Source organism: Anaeromicrobium sp. (assembly GCF_025210435.1).
Taxonomy (GTDB): domain Bacteria; phylum Bacillota; class Clostridia; order Peptostreptococcales; family Thermotaleaceae; genus Anaeromicrobium.
Genome location: NZ_JAOART010000123.1, coordinates 18,862 through 38,022 on the forward strand (window position 1 = coordinate 18,862; position 19,161 = coordinate 38,022).

Here is a 19,161-nt window from a genome sequence, read left to right on the forward strand (position 1 = left end):
GAATTTAATTGTCAGATGTACTGTCACAAAGTGAGATAGACCAGCTTTTGCAAGCATTAAGCACAGGGGAAGTAGATGCACAAGAAATCAAAGAAGAAATAAACGAAGTAAAAATTAAAGATTATGATTTTAGAAGACCTGATAAATTCCCTAAAGATCAGATAAGAACTATACATATTATCCATGAAAACTACGCAAGGCTTTTAAAAAATTTCTTATCAGCATATTTAAGAAGTCTTGTAAGTGTGGAAGTGATAAGTGTAGAACAATTATCTAATTATGAGTTTACAAATTCCATATCAAACCCAACTATACTAGGAATTGTTGACTTTTCTCCCCTAGAGGGTCAAATAATACTTGATATAGGACCCAATATAGCCTTTTCCTTTGTGGACAGGTTATTAGGTGGGAATGGTGATGCCTTTGAGGAAAAAAGAGGATTTACTGAAATTGAATTATCTTTACTAAAAAAGATAGTAAGAGAAATGGTAAAATTATTAAAGGAACCTTGGGAAAATGTAATTGAGTTAAGACCTAAAATCGAAAAGATAGAAACTAATTCTCAATTTGCTCAAATAGTTTCTCCAAATGAAACCATAGCATTAGTGACTCTAAATATCAAGATAGGAGAAATTGAGGGTATGATGAATATATGTATACCACATATATTAGTAGAACCCATACTTCCAAAACTTAATACAAAGTTTTGGTTTAATACTAAAACAAAAGAAAGTACAAAAGAAGATGAAGAAATCATAGAAAAGAGAATTGAGAAAAGTAACATAATAGTTAAGGCCATATTAGGAACCTCTTCTATAACTGTAAGAGATTTTCTAGAGTTACAAATAGGAGATGTTATACCAATAGATGCAACTATTAAACAAGATGCAAAAGTGTATGTAGGTAAAAACTTAAAGTATACAGGGAAAATAGGAACTAAGGGCAATAAAATGGCTATAAGAATTGAAAATGTCCTTACGAAAGGAGATGAATAATATGGCAGACATGCTTTCGCAGGAAGAAATAGACGCCCTACTTAATGGAACTTCTCAAGCACCAGCTTCAACTCCTAGTGATTCTGGGACGAATAACTTAGCTAAGGGTAACAATTCTAATAGTGATATCCTTACAGATGATGAAAAGGATGCACTTGGTGAAATGGGAAATATAAGTATGGGAACTTCTGCTACCACATTGTTTACTTTACTAGGGCAGAGGGTAAATATAACTACTCCTAAAGTAACTGTGCTTAGTATGGTAGAATTGGCAGATCAATATCCTATTCCTTTCGTGGCAGTAGAAGTAGGTTATAAAGAGGGAATAAAGGGAACAAACCTTCTAGTTTTAAAGGAAGAGGATGTAAAGATAATAACCGATTTAATGATGGGAGGAGATGGAACAAATACTGCTGGTGAGTTAACAGAACTTCATTTAAGTGCCATTGGTGAAGCTATGAATCAAATGGTTGGGTCTTCGTCCACATCCCTATCAGAAATGTTTAATAGTAAGATTGATATTAATCCACCAAAGGCCACATCTGTAAACTTTGCTAAAAGCTTAGAATCCTTTGATTTTATAGACTATAGCGATGATGTGGTAAAAGTAGCTTTTAGAATGGAAATAGGAGATTTAATAGATAGTGAAATAATGCAAATTATTCCTATAGAGTTTGCAAAGGATATGGTAAGGACTTTATATGAAGCATCCATGGGAACTGTAGACATAAGTGAAGATGTAAAAGAAGAAATAAATTTAAAAGAAGAATCTACAGATAATAGCAATAATATTACAAAATATGATAATATAGATATGAGTTCAAATAATACTCAAGCTTCTCCAGGTGTTCTATATAATACACCTATAGAAAGGAATGAACCAACTTTGGCTAGTACTGCTCAAGTAAATAGGTCACAACCTGTTAATGTTCAACCAGTACAATTTGATTCATTTGATAATGAACCAAATTATATAGAAAGAGGAAATATTGGATTAATAAGAGATGTGCCACTTGAAGTTACTGTTGAACTTGGAAGAACTACAAAAAAAATTAGTGAAATATTATCCTTCTCTCCAGGAACAGTAATAGAACTAGATAAATTAGTAGGAGAGCCTCTAGATATACTAGTTAATGGACAGTTTATGGCAAAGGGAGAAGTTGTAGTAATTGATGAGAACTATGGTATAAGAGTTACAGATATAATAAAACAAAACAAAAAATAAAATAAAATAATAACTATTAACTTTGATAGGGAGGAATTTATATGTCAAAAGGAATTTTAGTAGTAGATGATGCTGCATTTATGAGAATGATGGTAAAAGATGTTTTAACAAAATATGGATATAACGTTTTGGGGGAAGCTGAAAATGGAGCTAAGGCTATTGAAAAATATAAAGAGTTAGGACCTGATCTAGTAATAATGGATATTACTATGCCAGAAGTAGATGGAATTCAAGCAGTGAAGGAAATAAAGAAAATAAATCCGGGAGCTAAAATTGTTATGTGTTCTGCCATGGGACAGCAGGCTATGGTAATAGAAGCTATACAGGCTGGTGCAGGAGATTTCATTGTAAAGCCATTCCAGGCAGACAGGATTATAGAAGCTGTTAAAAAAGTTTTAGGATAAATGGAGAGGGGAAGTCAAAATTAACTTTTTAAGTGCTTTCGTAAGCTTCTTACTAGTATTAGGGTTAACCTATGTGGTTACTAATTTATTAGTTAGTAAAAGCAATAAGTTCATAGGTAGAGGACCATTTAAAATTATATATAAGTTCAATTTAGGTGTGAATAAATCCATAAATATAATTGAAATTTTGGACGAGTACTATATATTGGCCATAGGAAAGAATGAAATAAACTTCATAGAGAAAATTTCAAAAGAAAAAATAGATAAGATTAAAGAAAATAAGGAAAGTTTCGGTTTTAAAGAAATATTTAAAGAAACAATAAATAAGAGTATAAAATATAAAAAATAGATAAGGACGAAAAATATGAAGAGTTTTCCTAAAAGCAAGATTGTTTTAATTGTAATAATTATATTAATTATGTCAACAAATGGGTCTTATGCTGAAACTACTTTATCAATTCCAAAGATAGGAATAAGTTTGGGAAAAGCCAATACGCCAAGAGAAGTATCTAGTAGTATTGAGATATTATTTTTGTTTACTATACTTGCTCTTGCTCCATCCATATTAATAATGATGACATGTTTTACTAGAATAATAATAGTCTTGTCCTTTATTAGAAAGGCAGTGGGAACTCAGACTACTCCACCAAATCAAATAATGGTTGGTTTAGCTTTATTTTTAACATTTTTTGTAATGGCACCTATAGCTACTGAAATAAATGAAAAAGCTATAGTGCCATATACAAATGAACAAATATCTCAAGAGGAAGCCATTGAGTATGGTATGGAGCCCTTAAGGAAGTTTATGTTTAAACAAACTAGGGAAAAGGATTTGGCATTATTCGTCAATATATCTAATTTAGATGAACCGGCCACTTTAAAGGATATTCCTAATAAAGTACTTATACCAGCTTTTATAATAAGTGAGCTTAAGACCGGGTTTCAGATAGGTTTTATAATATTTATTCCATTTATAATGGTTGATATGGTAGTAGCTAGTACCTTAATGTCTATGGGAATGATGATGTTACCACCAGTTATGATATCATTGCCATTTAAGATACTATTATTTATCTTGGTTGATGGTTGGAATTTAATAATAAAATCATTAATGTTGAGTTTTAATTAGAGGTGGGAAGATGAGTCAAGGTTTAATTGTAGAGTTGTTACAACAATCAATGACAAAAGTAATTTTATTAGCTGCACCTATGCTTATGTTATCTTTATTTATGGGATTAGCCATAAGTATATTTCAAGCTACTACACAAATACAGGAACAAACTTTGACATTTGTTCCTAAAATATTATCAGTATTAATTGCAATTATGGTCTTTGGACCCTGGATATTAAATACTATAGTAGATTATACACAGGGTCTTTTTCTGAATATAGACAAATATATACAATAAAATAAGGATGAGATATGGATATAGTATTAAAAATTTTAAACAATAAAGATATATTTTTGTTAGTTTTATCACGAATTATTGGAATAATGGTGAGTATCCCATTCTTTAGGGATAAAATGATACTAAGTCATATAAAAATAATATTGAGTTTTTTAATAGCAATAATAATATTTCCATTTATAGAAATTGAAAGTCTTATTGATAATAGTACTTTTTTGTTATTTGGCATTAACATAGTAAAAGAAAGTATTATAGGTATGAGTATAGGAATGATAGCTTATTTGTACTACACAATTGTATACATGTCAGGGTTTATAATAGATTTGCAAATGGGTTTTTCCATGGCTAGTGTTATAAGCCCTCAAGATGATACGCAAGTGCCCTTAACGGCTAATTTCTTCTACTTAATTTCTATATTGGTATTTCTATCTACTAATTCTCATCACAAGGTAATATATGCCATAGTAGATAGTTTTAAATATATACCTATAGATAAGACTATTAATGGTACCTTTATATTAGATTTGGTTATTAGGATATTTTCTATGAGTTTTGTTATTGCCTTTAAAATTGCTGCACCTGTTATAGTTTCCACATTCCTAGCAAATGTTTTACTAGGAATACTTGCTAAGACTATGCCTCAGATGAATGTTTTTGTAGTAGGTATGCCTTTAAAAATAATAGTTGGTCTATCAGTATTAGTCATATTACTACCCATTTATTTAGGAGTATATACTAACATAGCTGAGATAATGGTTGAATCAATATATGAGTTTTTTAATAGTATTGCACGAGGATGATGTGAAAATGAAATTTGAAATAAATTTACAACTATTTTCAGGTGAAAAAACAGAGAAAGCTACCCCAAAGAGAAGAAAAGAAGCTAGAGATAAAGGACAAGTTCTAAAGAGTAAAGAAATAAATACAGCCTTTGTATTACTCTTGGTATTTACAGCTTTAAAGCTTTTGGGTTCATATATATATACAAATATAGCTACTTTTACTAAAAATATGTTATTTGAAGTACAATATGTTAATGACATTACCATAAAGACAGTTAGTGCCCTGTCCATTAGTGTGATTGTGAAAATTTTACAGATTTTTATGCCAATTGCGGGAGTTGCCCTTATTACTGGTTTAGCTTGTAATTATATGCAAATTGGTTTTTTATTTACAACTAAAAATCTTAAATTTGACTTAAACAAAATAAATCCTATGAGTGGATTTAAAAGATTGTTTTCAATTAGGAATGTGGTAGAATTTTTTAAGTCCATTTCAAAAATTGGTCTTGTGGGGTATGTTTTGATTAAATATATTATTAAGGAATCCACTAATTTTTTAAATGCCATAGATATGGACATAAGTCAAATTGGAGGTTACATGTTTGATAGGGCTATATCAATTGGAATAAGAGGAAGTGTCATATTATTAATATTAGGTTTTTTTGATTATTTTTACCAAAAGTGGCAATATGAAAAAGATTTAAAAATGAGTAAGCAGGAAATTAAAGAAGAATATAAGCAAACTGAGGGAGATCCTAAAATAAAGGGTAAGATTAAAGAAAGACAGAGAAAAATGGCTATGAGTAGGATGATGCAAGAAGTTCCAAAGGCAGATGTAATAATTACAAATCCAACTCACTATGCAATAGCTCTTTTATATGATAATGAGAAGCAAGACGCCCCCATGGTCATAGCTAAGGGAAAGGATCTCATAGCTCAAAATATAAAAAGAATTGCTAAAGAAAATGAAGTTATCACAGTTGAGAATAAGCCTTTGGCAAGGGCGCTTTATGCTAGTGTAGATATAGGAGAATATATTCCTCCTAATTTATACCAGGCAGTTGCTGAAGTACTGGCTTATGTATATAAGATTAAGAACGTGAACTAGGAGGCTAAGAAATGAGGTTTGGTGATATAGTAGTATCCCTTGCAGTAATTGCAGTAGTAGTAATAATTATAATACCAGTTCCCTTAGGAGTACTAGACTTTTTACTTAGTATGAATATAGCACTGGCCCTATTAATACTACTAATTTCCATATATAATAAGGAACCATTGCAGTTTGCAATATTTCCATCCATGTTATTGTTAACTACATTGCTTAGGTTATCTTTAAATATTTCAACTACTAGGATGATATTATCTAAAGGAAATGCAGGAGATGTAATTGAGGCCTTTGGTGAGTTTGTTATAGGTGGAAATGCCGTTGTTGGTTTTATCATATTCTTGATCATTGTTATTATACAATTTATGGTAATTACCAAGGGTGCAGAAAGGGTTTCAGAAGTCTCAGCAAGATTTACCCTTGATGCAATGCCGGGAAAGCAAATGTCTATCGATGCAGATTTAAATTCAGGCATAATAACAGAAGCTGATGCAAGGGGTAGAAGAGAAAAAATTCAAAGGGAAGCTGATTTTTACGGAGCCATGGATGGTGCAAGTAAATTTGTTAAGGGAGATGCCATAGCGGGAATAATAATCACAGTTATTAATATAGGGGCTGGGTTTGTTCTTGGTATGTTAGGTGGTGGCCTTAGTTTTCTTGAGGCACTACAAAAGTATACCCTACTAACTGTAGGAGACGGATTAGTAAGTCAAATACCAGCCTTGTTAATATCTACGGCAGCAGGTATTGTAGTAACTAGAGCTGCATCAGATTCTGATTTAGGTAGTGATGTAATTAAACAATTATTTAATCAACCTAAAATAATGTTCATAGTTTCAGGTGTTTTAATATTTTTAGGTTTTACAGGTTTACCTAAGTTGCCATTATTTGTATTGGCATCGGTTTTCATATATCTTGGATTCATATTAAAAGAAACTACAACAGAAGAAATAGAAGAAATGGAGATACAAGAGGAAGGTGATGAAGCTAGTGAAATAAGGAAACCAGAAAATGTAATTCCTCTTCTTCAAGTAGATCCAATAGAATTAGAGTTTGGATATGGAATAATACCCCTTGCTGATCCAAAGCAAGGAGGGGATTTGTTTGACAGATTGGTCATGATAAGAAGACAATGTGCTTTAGAATTAGGTATTGTGGTTCCCATGATAAGATTAAGGGATAATATACAATTAGAGCCTAATGAATATTTAATTAAAATAAAGGGGATAGAAATTACTAAGGGTAAGATTATGTTTGATCACTATCTAGCCATGAATTCAGGTATGGCAGAAGGAGATATAGAGGGAATCGATACGATAGAACCAGCCTTTGGTTTACCTGCCAAGTGGATAGAAGAAAATGAGAGAGAAAAAGCAGAAATATTTGGATATACTGTGGTAGACTCATCCTCTGTAATATCAACCCATTTAACAGAGATTGTTAAAAGACATTCCCATGAACTTATTGGAAGACAAGAAGTTAAAATACTTATTGATAATATAAAAGAAAATCATGGAGCTTTAGTGGATGAAGTCATGCCTAAGGCCATATCTTTAGGAGGAATCCAAAAAGTTCTTTCAAACCTTTTAAGAGAAGGTATATCCATAAGGGATATAGTTAGTATATTAGAGACTTTAGCAGATTATGCTCCTATTACAAATGATACGGATATGCTTACAGAGTATGTAAGACAGGGATTATATAGAGCCATAACGAAACAATTTGTAGAAAATAACATGGCTAAGGTAATAACATTAAATCCAGAATTAGAACAGTCAATAGTAAAATCCATACAACAATCTGAACACGGTTCTTACTTAAATTTAGAACCATCTTTGGCACAAAGCATACTGAATAAATTAGCCAGAGAAATAGAAAAGGCTACATCTATAGGGGAGCAGCCTATAGTATTAACTTCTCCTATTGTGAGATTTTACTTTAAAAAGTTAACAGAACAATTAAGTAGTGAAATAGTAGTTCTTTCCTATAATGAAATGGACCCTAAGGTAGAAGTAAGATCAATTGGGATGGTGAGTGTATAAAATGAAAGTAAAAAGATACATTGGAAAAACTTCATACGAAGCAATGATGAAAGTTAAGGCAGAACTAGGAAGCGATGCCCTAATATTACATTCTAGAAAAATAAAAAAGTCTGGTTTCTTCGGTATATTTAAAAAGCCACTACATGAAGTAGTGGCTGCCGTTGATGAAGGGAAGAGCGATCATAAGAACATTAAATATGATAAATTTGTAGTGAATAATCTTAAGGATAAATCTAATGGGAATTTGGGTGAATTAAAGGATAAAATAGAGAATATAGAAAATATTTTGTCAAATTTTGTTAAAGAAGGAAAAAGCCAAGGGAATGAAGAAGATATAAGTAATAACATGTATATGGAATATTATAATAAGCTAATCAATTCAGGACTATCCAAAGGATCAGTAGATACTATGATGAATATTGTAAACAAAAGACTAACCTTTACCAAGGGAAATGAAGAATTTATTAATAAGGGAATTGAAAATGTAATAAAGGAAATCTTGGGACAAGTTAAGGAAGATATGGAAATTGAAAAACAAAAGATAATAGTATTTATGGGACCAACAGGAGTTGGAAAAACCACCACATTAGCTAAATTAGCAGCAAAATATATAATCAATGAAAAAAAGAAAGTGGGATTTATCACAGCAGATACCTATAGAATTGCTGCTGTTGAACAATTAAAAGTATATGCTGAAATATTAAATGTACCTGTTTCAGTAGTTTATGAGCCACAAGAAATTAATGAAGCAATAAGCAACTATGAAGATAAGGATGTAATTTTGATAGATACTGCTGGAAGAAATCATAATAATTCAGAGCAATTAGAGGAAGTTAAAAAAATAATAGAATTATTAGAAGAACCAGAAATATATTTAGTTCTTAGCAACACGAGTTCTTACGATAACATGATTCATATAATTGAAGCTTATAAGTTTGTAGAAGATTATAAAATCATAATTACAAAGATAGATGAAGGTAGGAATTATGCAAATATTTTAAATGCTAAATTATACGCAAAGAAGAATTTATCTTATATAACTAATGGACAAAGTGTTCCAGATGATATAGAGATTGCTAACGCACAAAAAATAGCAGAAAATATTGTAGGTGGATTTAATGAATGATCAAGCTAAAAGGTTAAGAGATATTATAAAGAAAAAGGATGTAGTAGTAGATGGAAATTTTCAATCCTATAATGGACCTAGACATGAGCCTAGAATAATTGCTGTAGCTAGTGGTAAAGGTGGTGTTGGAAAATCAAACTTTACTATAAATTTAGGATTAGAACTTATAAACTTAGGGTATAGAGTTACTATAATTGATGCTGATATTGGCTTGGCTAATGTGGATGTGATTTTAGGGGTTATACCAAAGTATACCTTAGCAGATGTAATAAATGGAAGAAAAACCCTTAGGGAAGCCATGGTAAAAGGTCCTAAGGGAATAAATCTAATTTCAGGTGGATCTGGACTTAAAGAACTTATAGATTTAACTGAAAGAGAACTAAGTCCATTAGTAAGAGATTTGGATGAAGTAGGGCAAATTTCTGATTATATTTTAATAGATACGGGTGCTGGAATAAATAGTACTGTATTATCATTTGTTAGGGCAGCAGAACAAACTATTGTAGTAACAACTCCAGAGCCTACCTCAATTACTGATGCTTATGCATTAATTAAAAATATAGCCGTAGACAATTTAAATGATATACGTCTTTTAATTAATCGGGTAGAATCGGAAAATGAGGCTCAAGAGGTATTTAATAAATTAAATATTACTAGTCAAAGGTTCCTAAATACTAAATTGAAAAAATTAGGTTTTTTATATGATGATAATATGGTCACAAAGTCAGTAAAGATGCAGAAACCTTTTACTTTAAGCTATCCTGACTCCACCGTAAGTAAGGGAATTAAAGTAATTGCAAGTAGTATTGTGGATAAAAAGGAAAAGGATAGTTATAAAGCAGGTGGTTTTAAAAAATTTATAAATAGACTTGTGTCAGGATATAAAAAGGATTTTATCAATAGATAAGCACTTAGATAGATTATAAAAGGCTTATATACTTAATAACACTAAGTGAAGGTAGGTAGAAGTATGATAAACAATCAAATGCCCGAAGTTGGTACTAAATTAGAAATAGAGTTACTAGAAACTTTAAATATAAATAAAAAGGAGAGACTAATTAGTCAAGTGATAGATACTATATCGGAAAATTGCCTATTAGTAGGTATTCCCATTAGTAAAGGAACTATAAGACCAATTAGTATTAGAGATGAAATAAAATTAATATACACAAAAAAGGGAACAGGGTTCTATGGATTTAAGGCTCGCGTAATAGATAGGGGAAATAAAGGAAACATACCTTACCTAAAGGTAATTAAAACTAGTGAAATTGATAAGATCCAAAGAAGAGATTATTATAGGTTAGACATGGTATTAAATGTAGAAATGCATATAAACAATGATAAGGGAGATGTTGTTAAAGTAGTAGAGGGATTGTCTAAAGATATAAGTGGTGGAGGCATAAGAGTATTATGTAAGGAACCAGTGCAAAAGGGCACTATTATAGAACTTTTTATAAAAAATGGAGATAAACCTATTAAAGTTATAGCAAAAGTTTTGAGATGTAATTTGTATGAAGAAATATATTCCCAATATGAAGTGGGATTAGCCTATAAGGACATAAGTATTAACAATAGAGAAAGAATCGTAAAATTTATATTTGATGCCCAAAGAAAAATGAGAAAAAAAGGACTGATATAAATGAGGAAGAAGAGAGTGCTAATAGTAGATGATTCTGCATTCATGAGAAGAATATTATCAGACATTATAAACTCAAATGAAGGTTTAGAAGTGATTGAAATAGCGAAAAATGGTAAAGAAGCCACAGCTAAATTAGAAAAACTTCAGGTAGATGTGGTAACTATGGATGTGGAAATGCCCATAATGGATGGCATAAAGTGTTTAGAATGGATAATGGAAAACAAACCACTACCTGTAGTTATGCTTAGTAGTTTGACTAAGAAGGGGGCTGATGCAACCCTAAAGGCATTAGAGTTAGGTGCTGTAGACTTCATAACTAAACCTACTAATATATTTAAAATGAATAATGATGATGTACAAAGGGAAGTTACAGAGAAAATTAAAGTTGCATCCCAGGTTAGGATAGAGAAAAAAGCTTCAATCAAAAGGGCATACAAAACAAAGGTCAATGGAACTAAAAGTGTACATAAACCAAAGGTACATACTACTAAGGATATACATAAAACATTTAATAATAAGTCCAACAAAATTATTGTAGTAGGTACGTCAACAGGTGGGCCTAGAGCACTTCAATATGTAATACCCGATATACAAAAGAATATTAAGGGTAGTTTATTAATCGTGCAACATATGCCTCCAGGTTTCACTAAATCCTTGGCCAAGAGATTAAATGACCTATCAGAAATCAGCGTAAAAGAAGCACAAGATAATGACATTCTAATGGCAGGATGTGCATATATTGCACCTGGAGATAGACATATGAAGATAAAAAAGGTTGGTGGTAAATATAAAATACAACTTTCACAAGATAGGCCCGTTTCTGGACATAGACCTTCTGTGGATGTATTATTTGATTCTGCAGCCAATGAGGTTACTACAGATATGCTAGGAGTAATAATGACAGGTATGGGCTCTGATGGGGCTAAAGGAATGGTGAATTTAAAGTCAAAGGGAGCCATAACTATTGCACAAGACGAAGAAAGTTGCGTGGTTTATGGAATGCCTAAGTCAGCTGTGAACTTAGGATGTGTTGATAAAATTGTATCTTTGCAGGATATTGCTGATGAGATAAATAAAATAGTGGGGGTATAGTCATGGATATAAATCAATATTTAGAAATTTTTATAGAAGAGTCTAAAGAAAATTTACAAAATATGAATGAGGCACTACTAAAATTAGAAAATGATAAAGATGAGATTGAGTTAGTACATGAGATTTTTAGAGTTGCCCATACTTTAAAGGGAATGTCTGCAACTATGGGTTTCAGTAAAATCGCTCATTTCACCCATGAAATGGAAGATATATTACAATCTGTAAGAAGTGGTGATGTAAGAGTAACGGATAATATAATCGATGTATTATTTCAGTGTTTAGATGTACTAGAAGAATACATTAACAATATAGTGGAAACTGGAAGTGAAGGTGATAAGGATTATTCTCACTTACTAGTGAAGCTTCATGAAGCTATAAATCCTGAAAATTCACAAGTTAAAGAGGAAGTAAAAGAAGAAGTAGCAGCTACTGTGGAGAATATCATGGAACCTGTAGATGAGGATCAATCTTCTAAAAATGGAAAGATAGAAATCGAAATTGATGAATTTACTAAGAACGTTCTATTAAAATCTGTAAAGGATGGATTTAACTCTTTTAAGTTAAAAATAGAACTAAATCAAAATTGTATGCTAAAATCAGCAAGAGCTTTTATAATATTTAATACCCTTGAAAAGGATGGGGAAATCGTAAAAGCTAATCCTACTGTGGAAGATATAGAGGATGAAAATTTTGAATATATCTTTGAATTAGTAATCGTATCAAAGAGTAATGGAAATGAAATACTAGAAAGAATAAAAAGCATATCTGAAATTGAAAATGTGTATATAGAAACAATAATGGAAAAGGCAGGGGAACCGGAAAAAGAAAAGGTAAAAGTAGAAAAGAAGAAAGTAGAGCCTAGAAAAACAGTTAAAAAGGAAGGCAAAGCAAAGAGTTCTAAACCTAAATTGGGAAAAACTGTTAGAGTAGATATAGATAGATTAGATAATTTAATGAATTTGGTAAGTGAATTAATAATAACTAGATCAAGACTTACGGATATGGAAGAAACTACCAAGAAGCAGGACATGAATGAATCTATAGAATACTTAGAAAGAATTACTACTAATCTTCACGATGCAGTTATGAAAGTAAGAATGGTTCCTATAGAAAGGGTATTTAATAGATTCCCTAGAATGGTACGAGATTTATCTAAAGAATTAGGAAAAGAGATTTCTTTAATCATGTTAGGAGAAGAAACGGAAGTAGATAGAACTGTAATAGATGAAATAGGAGATCCACTAATCCATTTAATAAGAAATTCAATAGACCATGGAATAGAAAATCCAGATGAAAGAGTTAAAAATGGAAAATCAGAAATAGGTACGGTTAAGTTAATAGCCTATCCAGATGGTAATAGTGTAGTTATTGAAGTGGAAGATGATGGTGGTGGAATTAACATAAACAAGGTTAAAAATAAAGCCAAAGATAATGGATTGATCACAGAAGAGCAAATGAGTACTATAGATGATAAGGATGCACTTCAACTGTTGTTTAAATCAGGATTTTCTACTGCTGATAAAATATCAGATATTTCAGGACGTGGTGTTGGATTAGATGTAGTAAAAACGAAGATAGAATCTTTAGGTGGAGCCGTAGAAGTTCAAAGTACAAGGCTTAAAGGATCAAAATTTGTTATTAGATTACCTTTAACTTTAGCAATTATACAAGCTTTATTAGTTAATGTGGGAGAAGAAAAATACGCAATAGCATTAAACTCTATCAAAGAGATTATAACTATTAAATCACAAAATATAAGAAAAATACAAGAACAAGAAGTTGTTTTATATAGGGATACTACCCTTCCACTTTTAAGAATGGAAAAAATATTAGATGTAAATACCAGTGAAGAAAATAAAGAAGATTTAATTGTAGTTGTGGTTAAAAAGGGAGAACAGGTGGCTGGATTTATTGTGGATGGTCTTATTGGTCAACAAGAAATTGTTATAAAATCATTAGGAAAGTTTTTATCAGGAATTAATATTATAGCTGGAGCTACTATTTTAGGTAATGGTCAAGTAGCGTTGATTGTTGATACTAATTCATTACTATAAGTTAAAGGAGTAGATATACATGAGTGAAAATGTGCAATTACTAGAAAATCAATATGTATTATTTGAATTAGGAAAGGAATATTATGGTATTGATATTCACAATGTCCAAACTATAGAAAAGGTCATAGATATTACTAGAGTTCCCCATTCTCCAACTTATGTGGAGGGGGTCATAAACTTAAGGGGTGAAATAATTCCGGTAATAAACCTAAGAACAAGATTAAACTTAGAAAATGTCCAATTAACTAGTGATAGTAGAATAATTATAACTAAATGTGACGAAGTTATAGTAGGCTTACTTGTGGACTCATCTTCAGAAGTAATAAAGTTAGATAAAATACAATTAGAAGATGCACCAAAGGTAAGTGAGAATGTATCAGAAAAAAATATTAAGGCCATAGGAAAGGACAAGGAGAGAATTATAATATTATTGGACATTGAGGGGATTTTACAAAGTTAAGTATTTTGCTTAAGGAGAGAAATGTAATTATGAAAATGACTTTAGATGAAATAAATAATGTGCAATTAGATGTTTTAAGGGAGATAGGAAATATAGGTGCAGGAAATGCAACTACAGCTTTAGCTACTATGTTAAATAGAAGAGTAGATATGGAAGTTCCTAAGGTTGATATATTAGAATTTAATGAAGTTACAGAGTTGCTAGGTGGAGCTGAAAAGAAAATATGTGGCATTAATTTTGATGTGGACGGAGATATAAATGGAAATATAATGTTTTTATTGAATATGGATTCTTCAAAAAGATTAGCCAATATGCTTATGAATAAGGACGAGGATGGGGAAGAATTAAGCGAGTGGGATATATCTGCATTACAGGAAGTGGGAAATATTTTGTCAGGTGCATATGTACGTTCATTAACTAGTTTAACAAAATTAGCCATGAAAATTTCCATTCCTTCTTTAACAGTAGATATGGCAGGAGCAATACTTAGTGTACCTATAATTCAATATGGACAAGTTGGAGATAAGGTACTATTGATAGAAACGGAATTAAATGAGGGAGATCACAATATAAAAGGATATTTTTTCTTAATCCCAGATGTACAGTCCTTTGAAATACTATTAAAGAGTTTAGGAGTGCTAGAATAATGGGGAAAGTAATTAAAGTGGGAATGGCAGATTTAAATGTGGCAAAGTCAGGGGATAGCTTAACTACTCTAGGATTAGGTTCATGTGTAGGGATTACTCTATATGATCCAATAAGTAAAGTGGCAGGTATGGCCCATATAATGCTTCCCTCTAGTAAAAGTATTAAAAATAACAGCAATCCTGCAAAGTTTGCAGATACGGCCATGGATATTTTAATAGATAAAATGATTAGGGCTGGGGCCCGGAAAACCCGTCTTGTAAGCAAAATTGCAGGGGGAGCCCAAATGTTTTCATTTTCAACTAAAAATGACTTAATGAAAATAGGTCAAAGAAATATAATTGCCACCAAAGACATTTTAAAAGAAAAGGGAATACGATTAATAGGAGATGATACAGGTGGCAATTTTGGAAGAACCATAGAAATAAGTTCAGATACGGGAATTTTATTCATAAAGACTATTGGAAAGGGTACAAAAGAAATATAGTAGGAGTTGTTTAAATGTTTGCGCTGAAATATCTTCATTATTTTCTTTTAAGTATATTTGTGCTAATTGGAGCAGTCATAGGTATTGTTAAAAGAATGGAATTTTCTGTATTTGTGAGTAGAGGATTAATATTTTATATAATATTGTTCATTTCTAGTAAGTATTTTGCTAATAATATGGTAAAACTGAAAGAAAAAGAACCGTTTGGTCCCTTAGATATGATAGAGGAATATGGGGAGAAGGAATAATCTAGGGGGGATTTTTATGGATGATAAAAAGTTATGGCAGTTGTATGAAAAGACAAAAGATAAGCATATGAAAGAAAAATTGATTTTAAAATATGTTTCAATAGTAAGAAATGTGGCAGGTAGACTATTTAGTAGCTATGGAAACAATGTGGAATATGAGGATTTAATAAGCTATGGAATTTTTGGCCTTATAGACGCTATTGATAAATTTGATTATAATAAAAATGTGAAATTTGAAACCTATGCTCAAATTAGAATTAGAGGAGCCATAATTGATCAATTGAGAAATTTAGATTGGGTTCCTAGGTCAATAAGACAAAAACATAAAAATATTGAAAAAGCTTATTCTGAATTGGAAAATAGACTAGGACGATATGCCACAGATAGGGAAATTGCAGAGTATATGGGCTTAAGTAAAAAAGAATTAGATAATGTATTTAATGAAATACATACTTTATCTATAGTGTCTTTGGAAGAGAAAATATCTAATAACAGTAATTTTTCAATAATATCAAATTATCATGAATATGATCCTGATAGGAACATAGAAAAAGAAGAAATAAAAGCAGAGTTGATTAGGAGTTTAGAAAATTTGTCAGAGAAAGAACAAATGGTTATAAAATTATATTATTATGAAGAGTTAACATATAAGGAAATTGCCCATGTTCTTAGTGTATCCGAATCAAGAATATCGCAAATTCATAGTAAAGCAATAAATAAATTAGGAACTAGACTTTCAACTATAATGTAGTTTTAAAGTGCGAAGGTGTGATTGATGTGAATAAAATATTTTTAGATGTTTCACAGGATAATATGGTAGTATACATTACTATATTAGATGAAGAGTTAAAAACAGAGGAAGACATTTTAAATACTTTAAAAGATCGTAGAATAAAGTATGGAATAAATCATGATAAAATCAAAGAACTCTTAAGACATGGAAACAATATAATTAAAGAAGAAATTGCAAGAGGTGTTAGTTCTATAAATGGAAAAGATGCTAAAATAAATCTCAAATTTCCTATAGATAAAAAAGTTAAGCCTAAAATGAATGAAGATGGAACTGTTGATTTCAAAGAATTGAACCTAATTGCAATGGTGCAAAAGGATGAATTGCTAGCTAAAAAGGAGTTGGCTACAAATGGTTCTAATGGAATAGATGTATTTGGAAGGGATGTACGAGCTAGGAAGGGAAAAGATATTCTACTCAGGGCTGGGAAGAATACTACTTTAAGTGAAGATGGTCTTAGTGTTTACTCAAATATTGCTGGACAAGTATTATATGATAATGGGAAAATAAGTGTATCTAATGTATATGAAATTCAAGGAGATGTGGACAATAATACGGGAAATATTCACTTTGATGGAAATATACATATAAATGGACATGTAAGATCAGGATTTGAGGTGGAGGCAACAGGTGATGTTGAAGTTTCAGGCGTGGTAGAAGGGGCTAAAATAAAAGCTGGCGGACATATAATTATTCACAAAGGGATACAAGGTCAAAATAATGGATATATAGTTTGTGAAGGAAATTTAAACTGCAAATATATACAAAACAGTAATGTTGACGTAAAAGGTGATCTTTTCGTAGATATAATTATGCATTCTCATGTAAAGGTACAAGGGTCCATATATGTCAAAGGAAGAAAGGGATTAGTTGTAGGTGGTGAAACTACTGCTGGAAAAGAAATCGAAGCTATGATTATAGGATCTAGTATGGCTACTATTACTAAAATAGAGACTGGAATTAATCCTAAAAATAAGGAAATATATATAAGAACACAAGAAGAGTTAAAGGTAGTGACCAAAAACCGTGAAAATGTATTAAAGGCAATCAAATTATTAAGGAAAATAATAGATACTCCTTTATTTACTAAGGATAAGCAGGCTGTATATGAAAAATCTATCAAGACAGAAAGCTTTCTAAAGATTAAAGAAATGGAACTAAACGAAAAGTTAGACTCAATAGAAGAAGAGATTGTTAAATCAAGAGAAATAGGATCAGTAAGGATTGATAAAGAAGTTTATCCAGGTGTTAAGATATGTGTAAATAATGCTATTTACCATGTAAGAGATGAACTTAGTAAAGTTAAGTTTATAAAAAATGAGGATGGCATAAAAATAATACACCTATAGGGATGGTGAAATTATGTATATTAGGCCACTAGATTTTCAAAATAATTATTATAAAAGTCAAGAGGTAGCAAAAAACAAACAAACGGAAGTTAATAAAGTCACACTAGAGGCAAGTTACATGGCTCAAGAAGAACAGAAGGAAACAGAAATAAAAGCAAAAAGAATAGATAAATCAGAGAAAAAAGATGATGTCCATATGAAAAATAATGATAAAGAAAAGGAACGTAAGAAAAAGAAAAGGGATAAAGAAAAAAGGAAAAAAGACAATGTTGGATCTAATTTAGATATAAAGATATAAAGTAGGGATAAAATGTTAAATTATATTATATTAGTAATAGGTGTATTATTTGTAATAGTAGGAACCCTTTCTTTTTTTAAAGATGGAAGAGAGGAAGAAGTTTCAGAGGACTTTTCTTTAGAAAATATTGAGCATGAAATCAATAGGGACAAGGATGAAGAAATTATAAGAAAAGTAGATGGAAAACTAGAGTATATTGAAGAGTGCATAGAACTTATAGATATGAAGGTAGATAGTTTAAATATAAAAGGTAAAAATGAAAAAGAAAAAGAAGTGAAGGTACAAAAAAAGAATATAAACTATGAATCAACAAATATAGATCATAGAATAATAAATCAAGATAATATTAATGAAGAAATACTTAAATTATACAAAGATGGTTACTCCATATCCCAGATAGCAAAACGATTAAATAGGGGGATCGGTGAGGTACAGCTTATATGCAATTTAAAAAAGAGGTGATCCTTTGAAAAAGAATTTAAAGACAACATTGCTTATGGGAATTGGAATAGGTCTTATAATTTCTTCCACTTTTAATATAATAAATAAAGAGTTTTTTCAAGAAGAAATAAATGACGAGTACATTAAAATAAAGGCAAAACAAATGGGTATGATAGATCCTAAAGATCACTTCATTAAAAATGATGAATACCATAAAGAGGTTAAAAAAGAAGAGACTATTATTGAAAAAAATAGTGAAAAAGAATTAGTAAAAGTTAGTATTCCTAAAGGTTCTACTAGTGAAGAAATAGGAGAAATATTAAAAGATCATAAGATAATACAATCTACCCAACTTTTCTTGAAAAGGATAAATAGTAAAAATTTAGAGGAAAAGTTAAGGTGGGGAATATATGAAATGGAAAAAAATACGCCCATAGATAAGATTATTGAGAAAATTACAAATAAAGAATAAGAACTATGAATATGGAAATAATACCTATGTATTGAAATAAATTTTAAAAAGTTATTGCAAAAGACTTATGTACATGTTATACTACATAAGGTAATTAT

23 protein-coding genes are annotated in these 19,161 nt (G+C 30.7%); all 23 read left to right on the forward strand.

Going from position 1 to position 19,161, the window contains the following annotated elements; translation table 11 throughout:
- The first annotated feature begins 8 nt into the window (after window positions 1-8).
- The 23 genes from fliM to N4A57_RS15265 all read left to right on the forward strand — a co-directional run bounded on the left by fliM (window position 9) and on the right by N4A57_RS15265 (window position 19,063).
- The gene (fliM, locus tag N4A57_RS15155) at window positions 9-995 is read left to right on the forward strand and encodes a flagellar motor switch protein FliM (protein ID WP_293658871.1); all 987 of its coding nucleotides are present in this window, start codon (window positions 9-11) and stop codon (window positions 993-995) included.
- Between the two features lies 1 nt (window position 996).
- On the forward strand, window positions 997-2,220 hold the full coding sequence (gene fliY / locus N4A57_RS15160; RefSeq protein ID WP_293658872.1) for a flagellar motor switch phosphatase FliY: 1,224 nt from the start codon (window positions 997-999) through the stop codon (window positions 2,218-2,220).
- A 41-nt stretch (window positions 2,221-2,261) separates the two neighbouring features.
- A complete protein-coding gene (locus N4A57_RS15165; RefSeq protein ID WP_293658873.1) occupies window positions 2,262-2,624 on the forward strand; it encodes a response regulator in 363 nt (120 codons plus the stop codon).
- Between the two features lie 73 nt (window positions 2,625-2,697).
- Window positions 2,698-2,973: a flagellar biosynthetic protein FliO gene (locus tag N4A57_RS15170; RefSeq protein ID WP_293658875.1), complete on the forward strand. Its 276-nt coding sequence runs from the start codon at window positions 2,698-2,700 to the stop codon at window positions 2,971-2,973.
- A 15-nt stretch (window positions 2,974-2,988) separates the two neighbouring features.
- Window positions 2,989-3,753, forward strand: a complete 765-nt coding sequence (fliP, locus tag N4A57_RS15175; protein ID WP_293658876.1) for a flagellar type III secretion system pore protein FliP — start codon at window positions 2,989-2,991, stop codon at window positions 3,751-3,753.
- A 10-nt stretch (window positions 3,754-3,763) separates the two neighbouring features.
- Window positions 3,764-4,033: a flagellar biosynthesis protein FliQ gene (gene fliQ, locus N4A57_RS15180; RefSeq protein WP_293658877.1), complete on the forward strand. Its 270-nt coding sequence runs from the start codon at window positions 3,764-3,766 to the stop codon at window positions 4,031-4,033.
- Between the two features lie 14 nt (window positions 4,034-4,047).
- Complete coding sequence (gene fliR / locus N4A57_RS15185; RefSeq protein WP_293658878.1) at window positions 4,048-4,833, forward strand: flagellar biosynthetic protein FliR; 786 nt, start codon at window positions 4,048-4,050, stop codon at window positions 4,831-4,833.
- Between the two features lie 7 nt (window positions 4,834-4,840).
- Window positions 4,841-5,923, forward strand: a complete 1,083-nt coding sequence (gene flhB, locus N4A57_RS15190; RefSeq protein ID WP_293658879.1) for a flagellar biosynthesis protein FlhB — start codon at window positions 4,841-4,843, stop codon at window positions 5,921-5,923.
- Between the two features lie 11 nt (window positions 5,924-5,934).
- On the forward strand, window positions 5,935-7,962 hold the full coding sequence (flhA, locus tag N4A57_RS15195; protein WP_293658880.1) for a flagellar biosynthesis protein FlhA: 2,028 nt from the start codon (window positions 5,935-5,937) through the stop codon (window positions 7,960-7,962).
- 1 nt (window position 7,963) lies between these two features.
- Window positions 7,964-9,088, forward strand: a complete 1,125-nt coding sequence (gene flhF, locus N4A57_RS15200; RefSeq protein WP_293658881.1) for a flagellar biosynthesis protein FlhF — start codon at window positions 7,964-7,966, stop codon at window positions 9,086-9,088.
- Window positions 9,081-9,995 carry a MinD/ParA family protein gene (locus tag N4A57_RS15205; protein WP_293658882.1) on the forward strand — a complete coding sequence of 305 codons (915 nt, stop codon included), beginning with the start codon at window positions 9,081-9,083 and terminating at the stop codon, window positions 9,993-9,995. The genes flhF and N4A57_RS15205 overlap by 8 nt, the downstream gene beginning before the upstream one ends.
- Before the next feature lie 63 nt (window positions 9,996-10,058).
- Entirely contained in the window at window positions 10,059-10,727 is a 669-nt protein-coding gene (locus N4A57_RS15210; RefSeq protein WP_293658883.1) for a flagellar brake protein, read from the forward strand.
- A 15-nt stretch (window positions 10,728-10,742) separates the two neighbouring features.
- Window positions 10,743-11,819 carry a protein-glutamate methylesterase/protein-glutamine glutaminase gene (locus N4A57_RS15215; protein WP_293658884.1) on the forward strand — a complete coding sequence of 359 codons (1,077 nt, stop codon included), beginning with the start codon at window positions 10,743-10,745 and terminating at the stop codon, window positions 11,817-11,819.
- 2 nt (window positions 11,820-11,821) lie between these two features.
- Window positions 11,822-13,873, forward strand: a complete 2,052-nt coding sequence (locus tag N4A57_RS15220; protein ID WP_293658885.1) for a chemotaxis protein CheA — start codon at window positions 11,822-11,824, stop codon at window positions 13,871-13,873.
- Between the two features lie 19 nt (window positions 13,874-13,892).
- A complete protein-coding gene (locus tag N4A57_RS15225; protein ID WP_293658886.1) occupies window positions 13,893-14,333 on the forward strand; it encodes a chemotaxis protein CheW in 441 nt (146 codons plus the stop codon).
- Window positions 14,334-14,362: 29 nt separating this feature from the next.
- A complete protein-coding gene (locus N4A57_RS15230; protein WP_293658887.1) occupies window positions 14,363-14,980 on the forward strand; it encodes a chemotaxis protein CheC in 618 nt (205 codons plus the stop codon).
- Window positions 14,980-15,465 carry a chemotaxis protein CheD gene (locus N4A57_RS15235; RefSeq protein ID WP_293658888.1) on the forward strand — a complete coding sequence of 162 codons (486 nt, stop codon included), beginning with the start codon at window positions 14,980-14,982 and terminating at the stop codon, window positions 15,463-15,465. The genes N4A57_RS15230 and N4A57_RS15235 overlap by 1 nt, the downstream gene beginning before the upstream one ends.
- 14 nt (window positions 15,466-15,479) lie before the next feature.
- Entirely contained in the window at window positions 15,480-15,713 is a 234-nt protein-coding gene (locus tag N4A57_RS15240; protein ID WP_293658889.1) for a hypothetical protein, read from the forward strand.
- Window positions 15,714-15,729: 16 nt separating this feature from the next.
- Entirely contained in the window at window positions 15,730-16,464 is a 735-nt protein-coding gene (locus tag N4A57_RS15245) for a FliA/WhiG family RNA polymerase sigma factor (RefSeq protein WP_293658890.1), read from the forward strand.
- 26 nt (window positions 16,465-16,490) lie between these two features.
- Complete coding sequence (locus N4A57_RS15250; RefSeq protein WP_293658891.1) at window positions 16,491-17,852, forward strand: DUF342 domain-containing protein; 1,362 nt, start codon at window positions 16,491-16,493, stop codon at window positions 17,850-17,852.
- Between the two features lie 13 nt (window positions 17,853-17,865).
- A complete protein-coding gene (locus N4A57_RS15255) occupies window positions 17,866-18,150 on the forward strand; it encodes a hypothetical protein (RefSeq protein ID WP_293658892.1) in 285 nt (94 codons plus the stop codon).
- 12 nt (window positions 18,151-18,162) lie between these two features.
- A complete protein-coding gene (locus N4A57_RS15260) occupies window positions 18,163-18,612 on the forward strand; it encodes a DUF6115 domain-containing protein (RefSeq protein WP_293658894.1) in 450 nt (149 codons plus the stop codon).
- 4 nt (window positions 18,613-18,616) lie between these two features.
- Complete coding sequence (locus N4A57_RS15265; protein WP_293658896.1) at window positions 18,617-19,063, forward strand: hypothetical protein; 447 nt, start codon at window positions 18,617-18,619, stop codon at window positions 19,061-19,063.
- The last annotated feature ends 98 nt before the right edge of the window (window positions 19,064-19,161 follow it).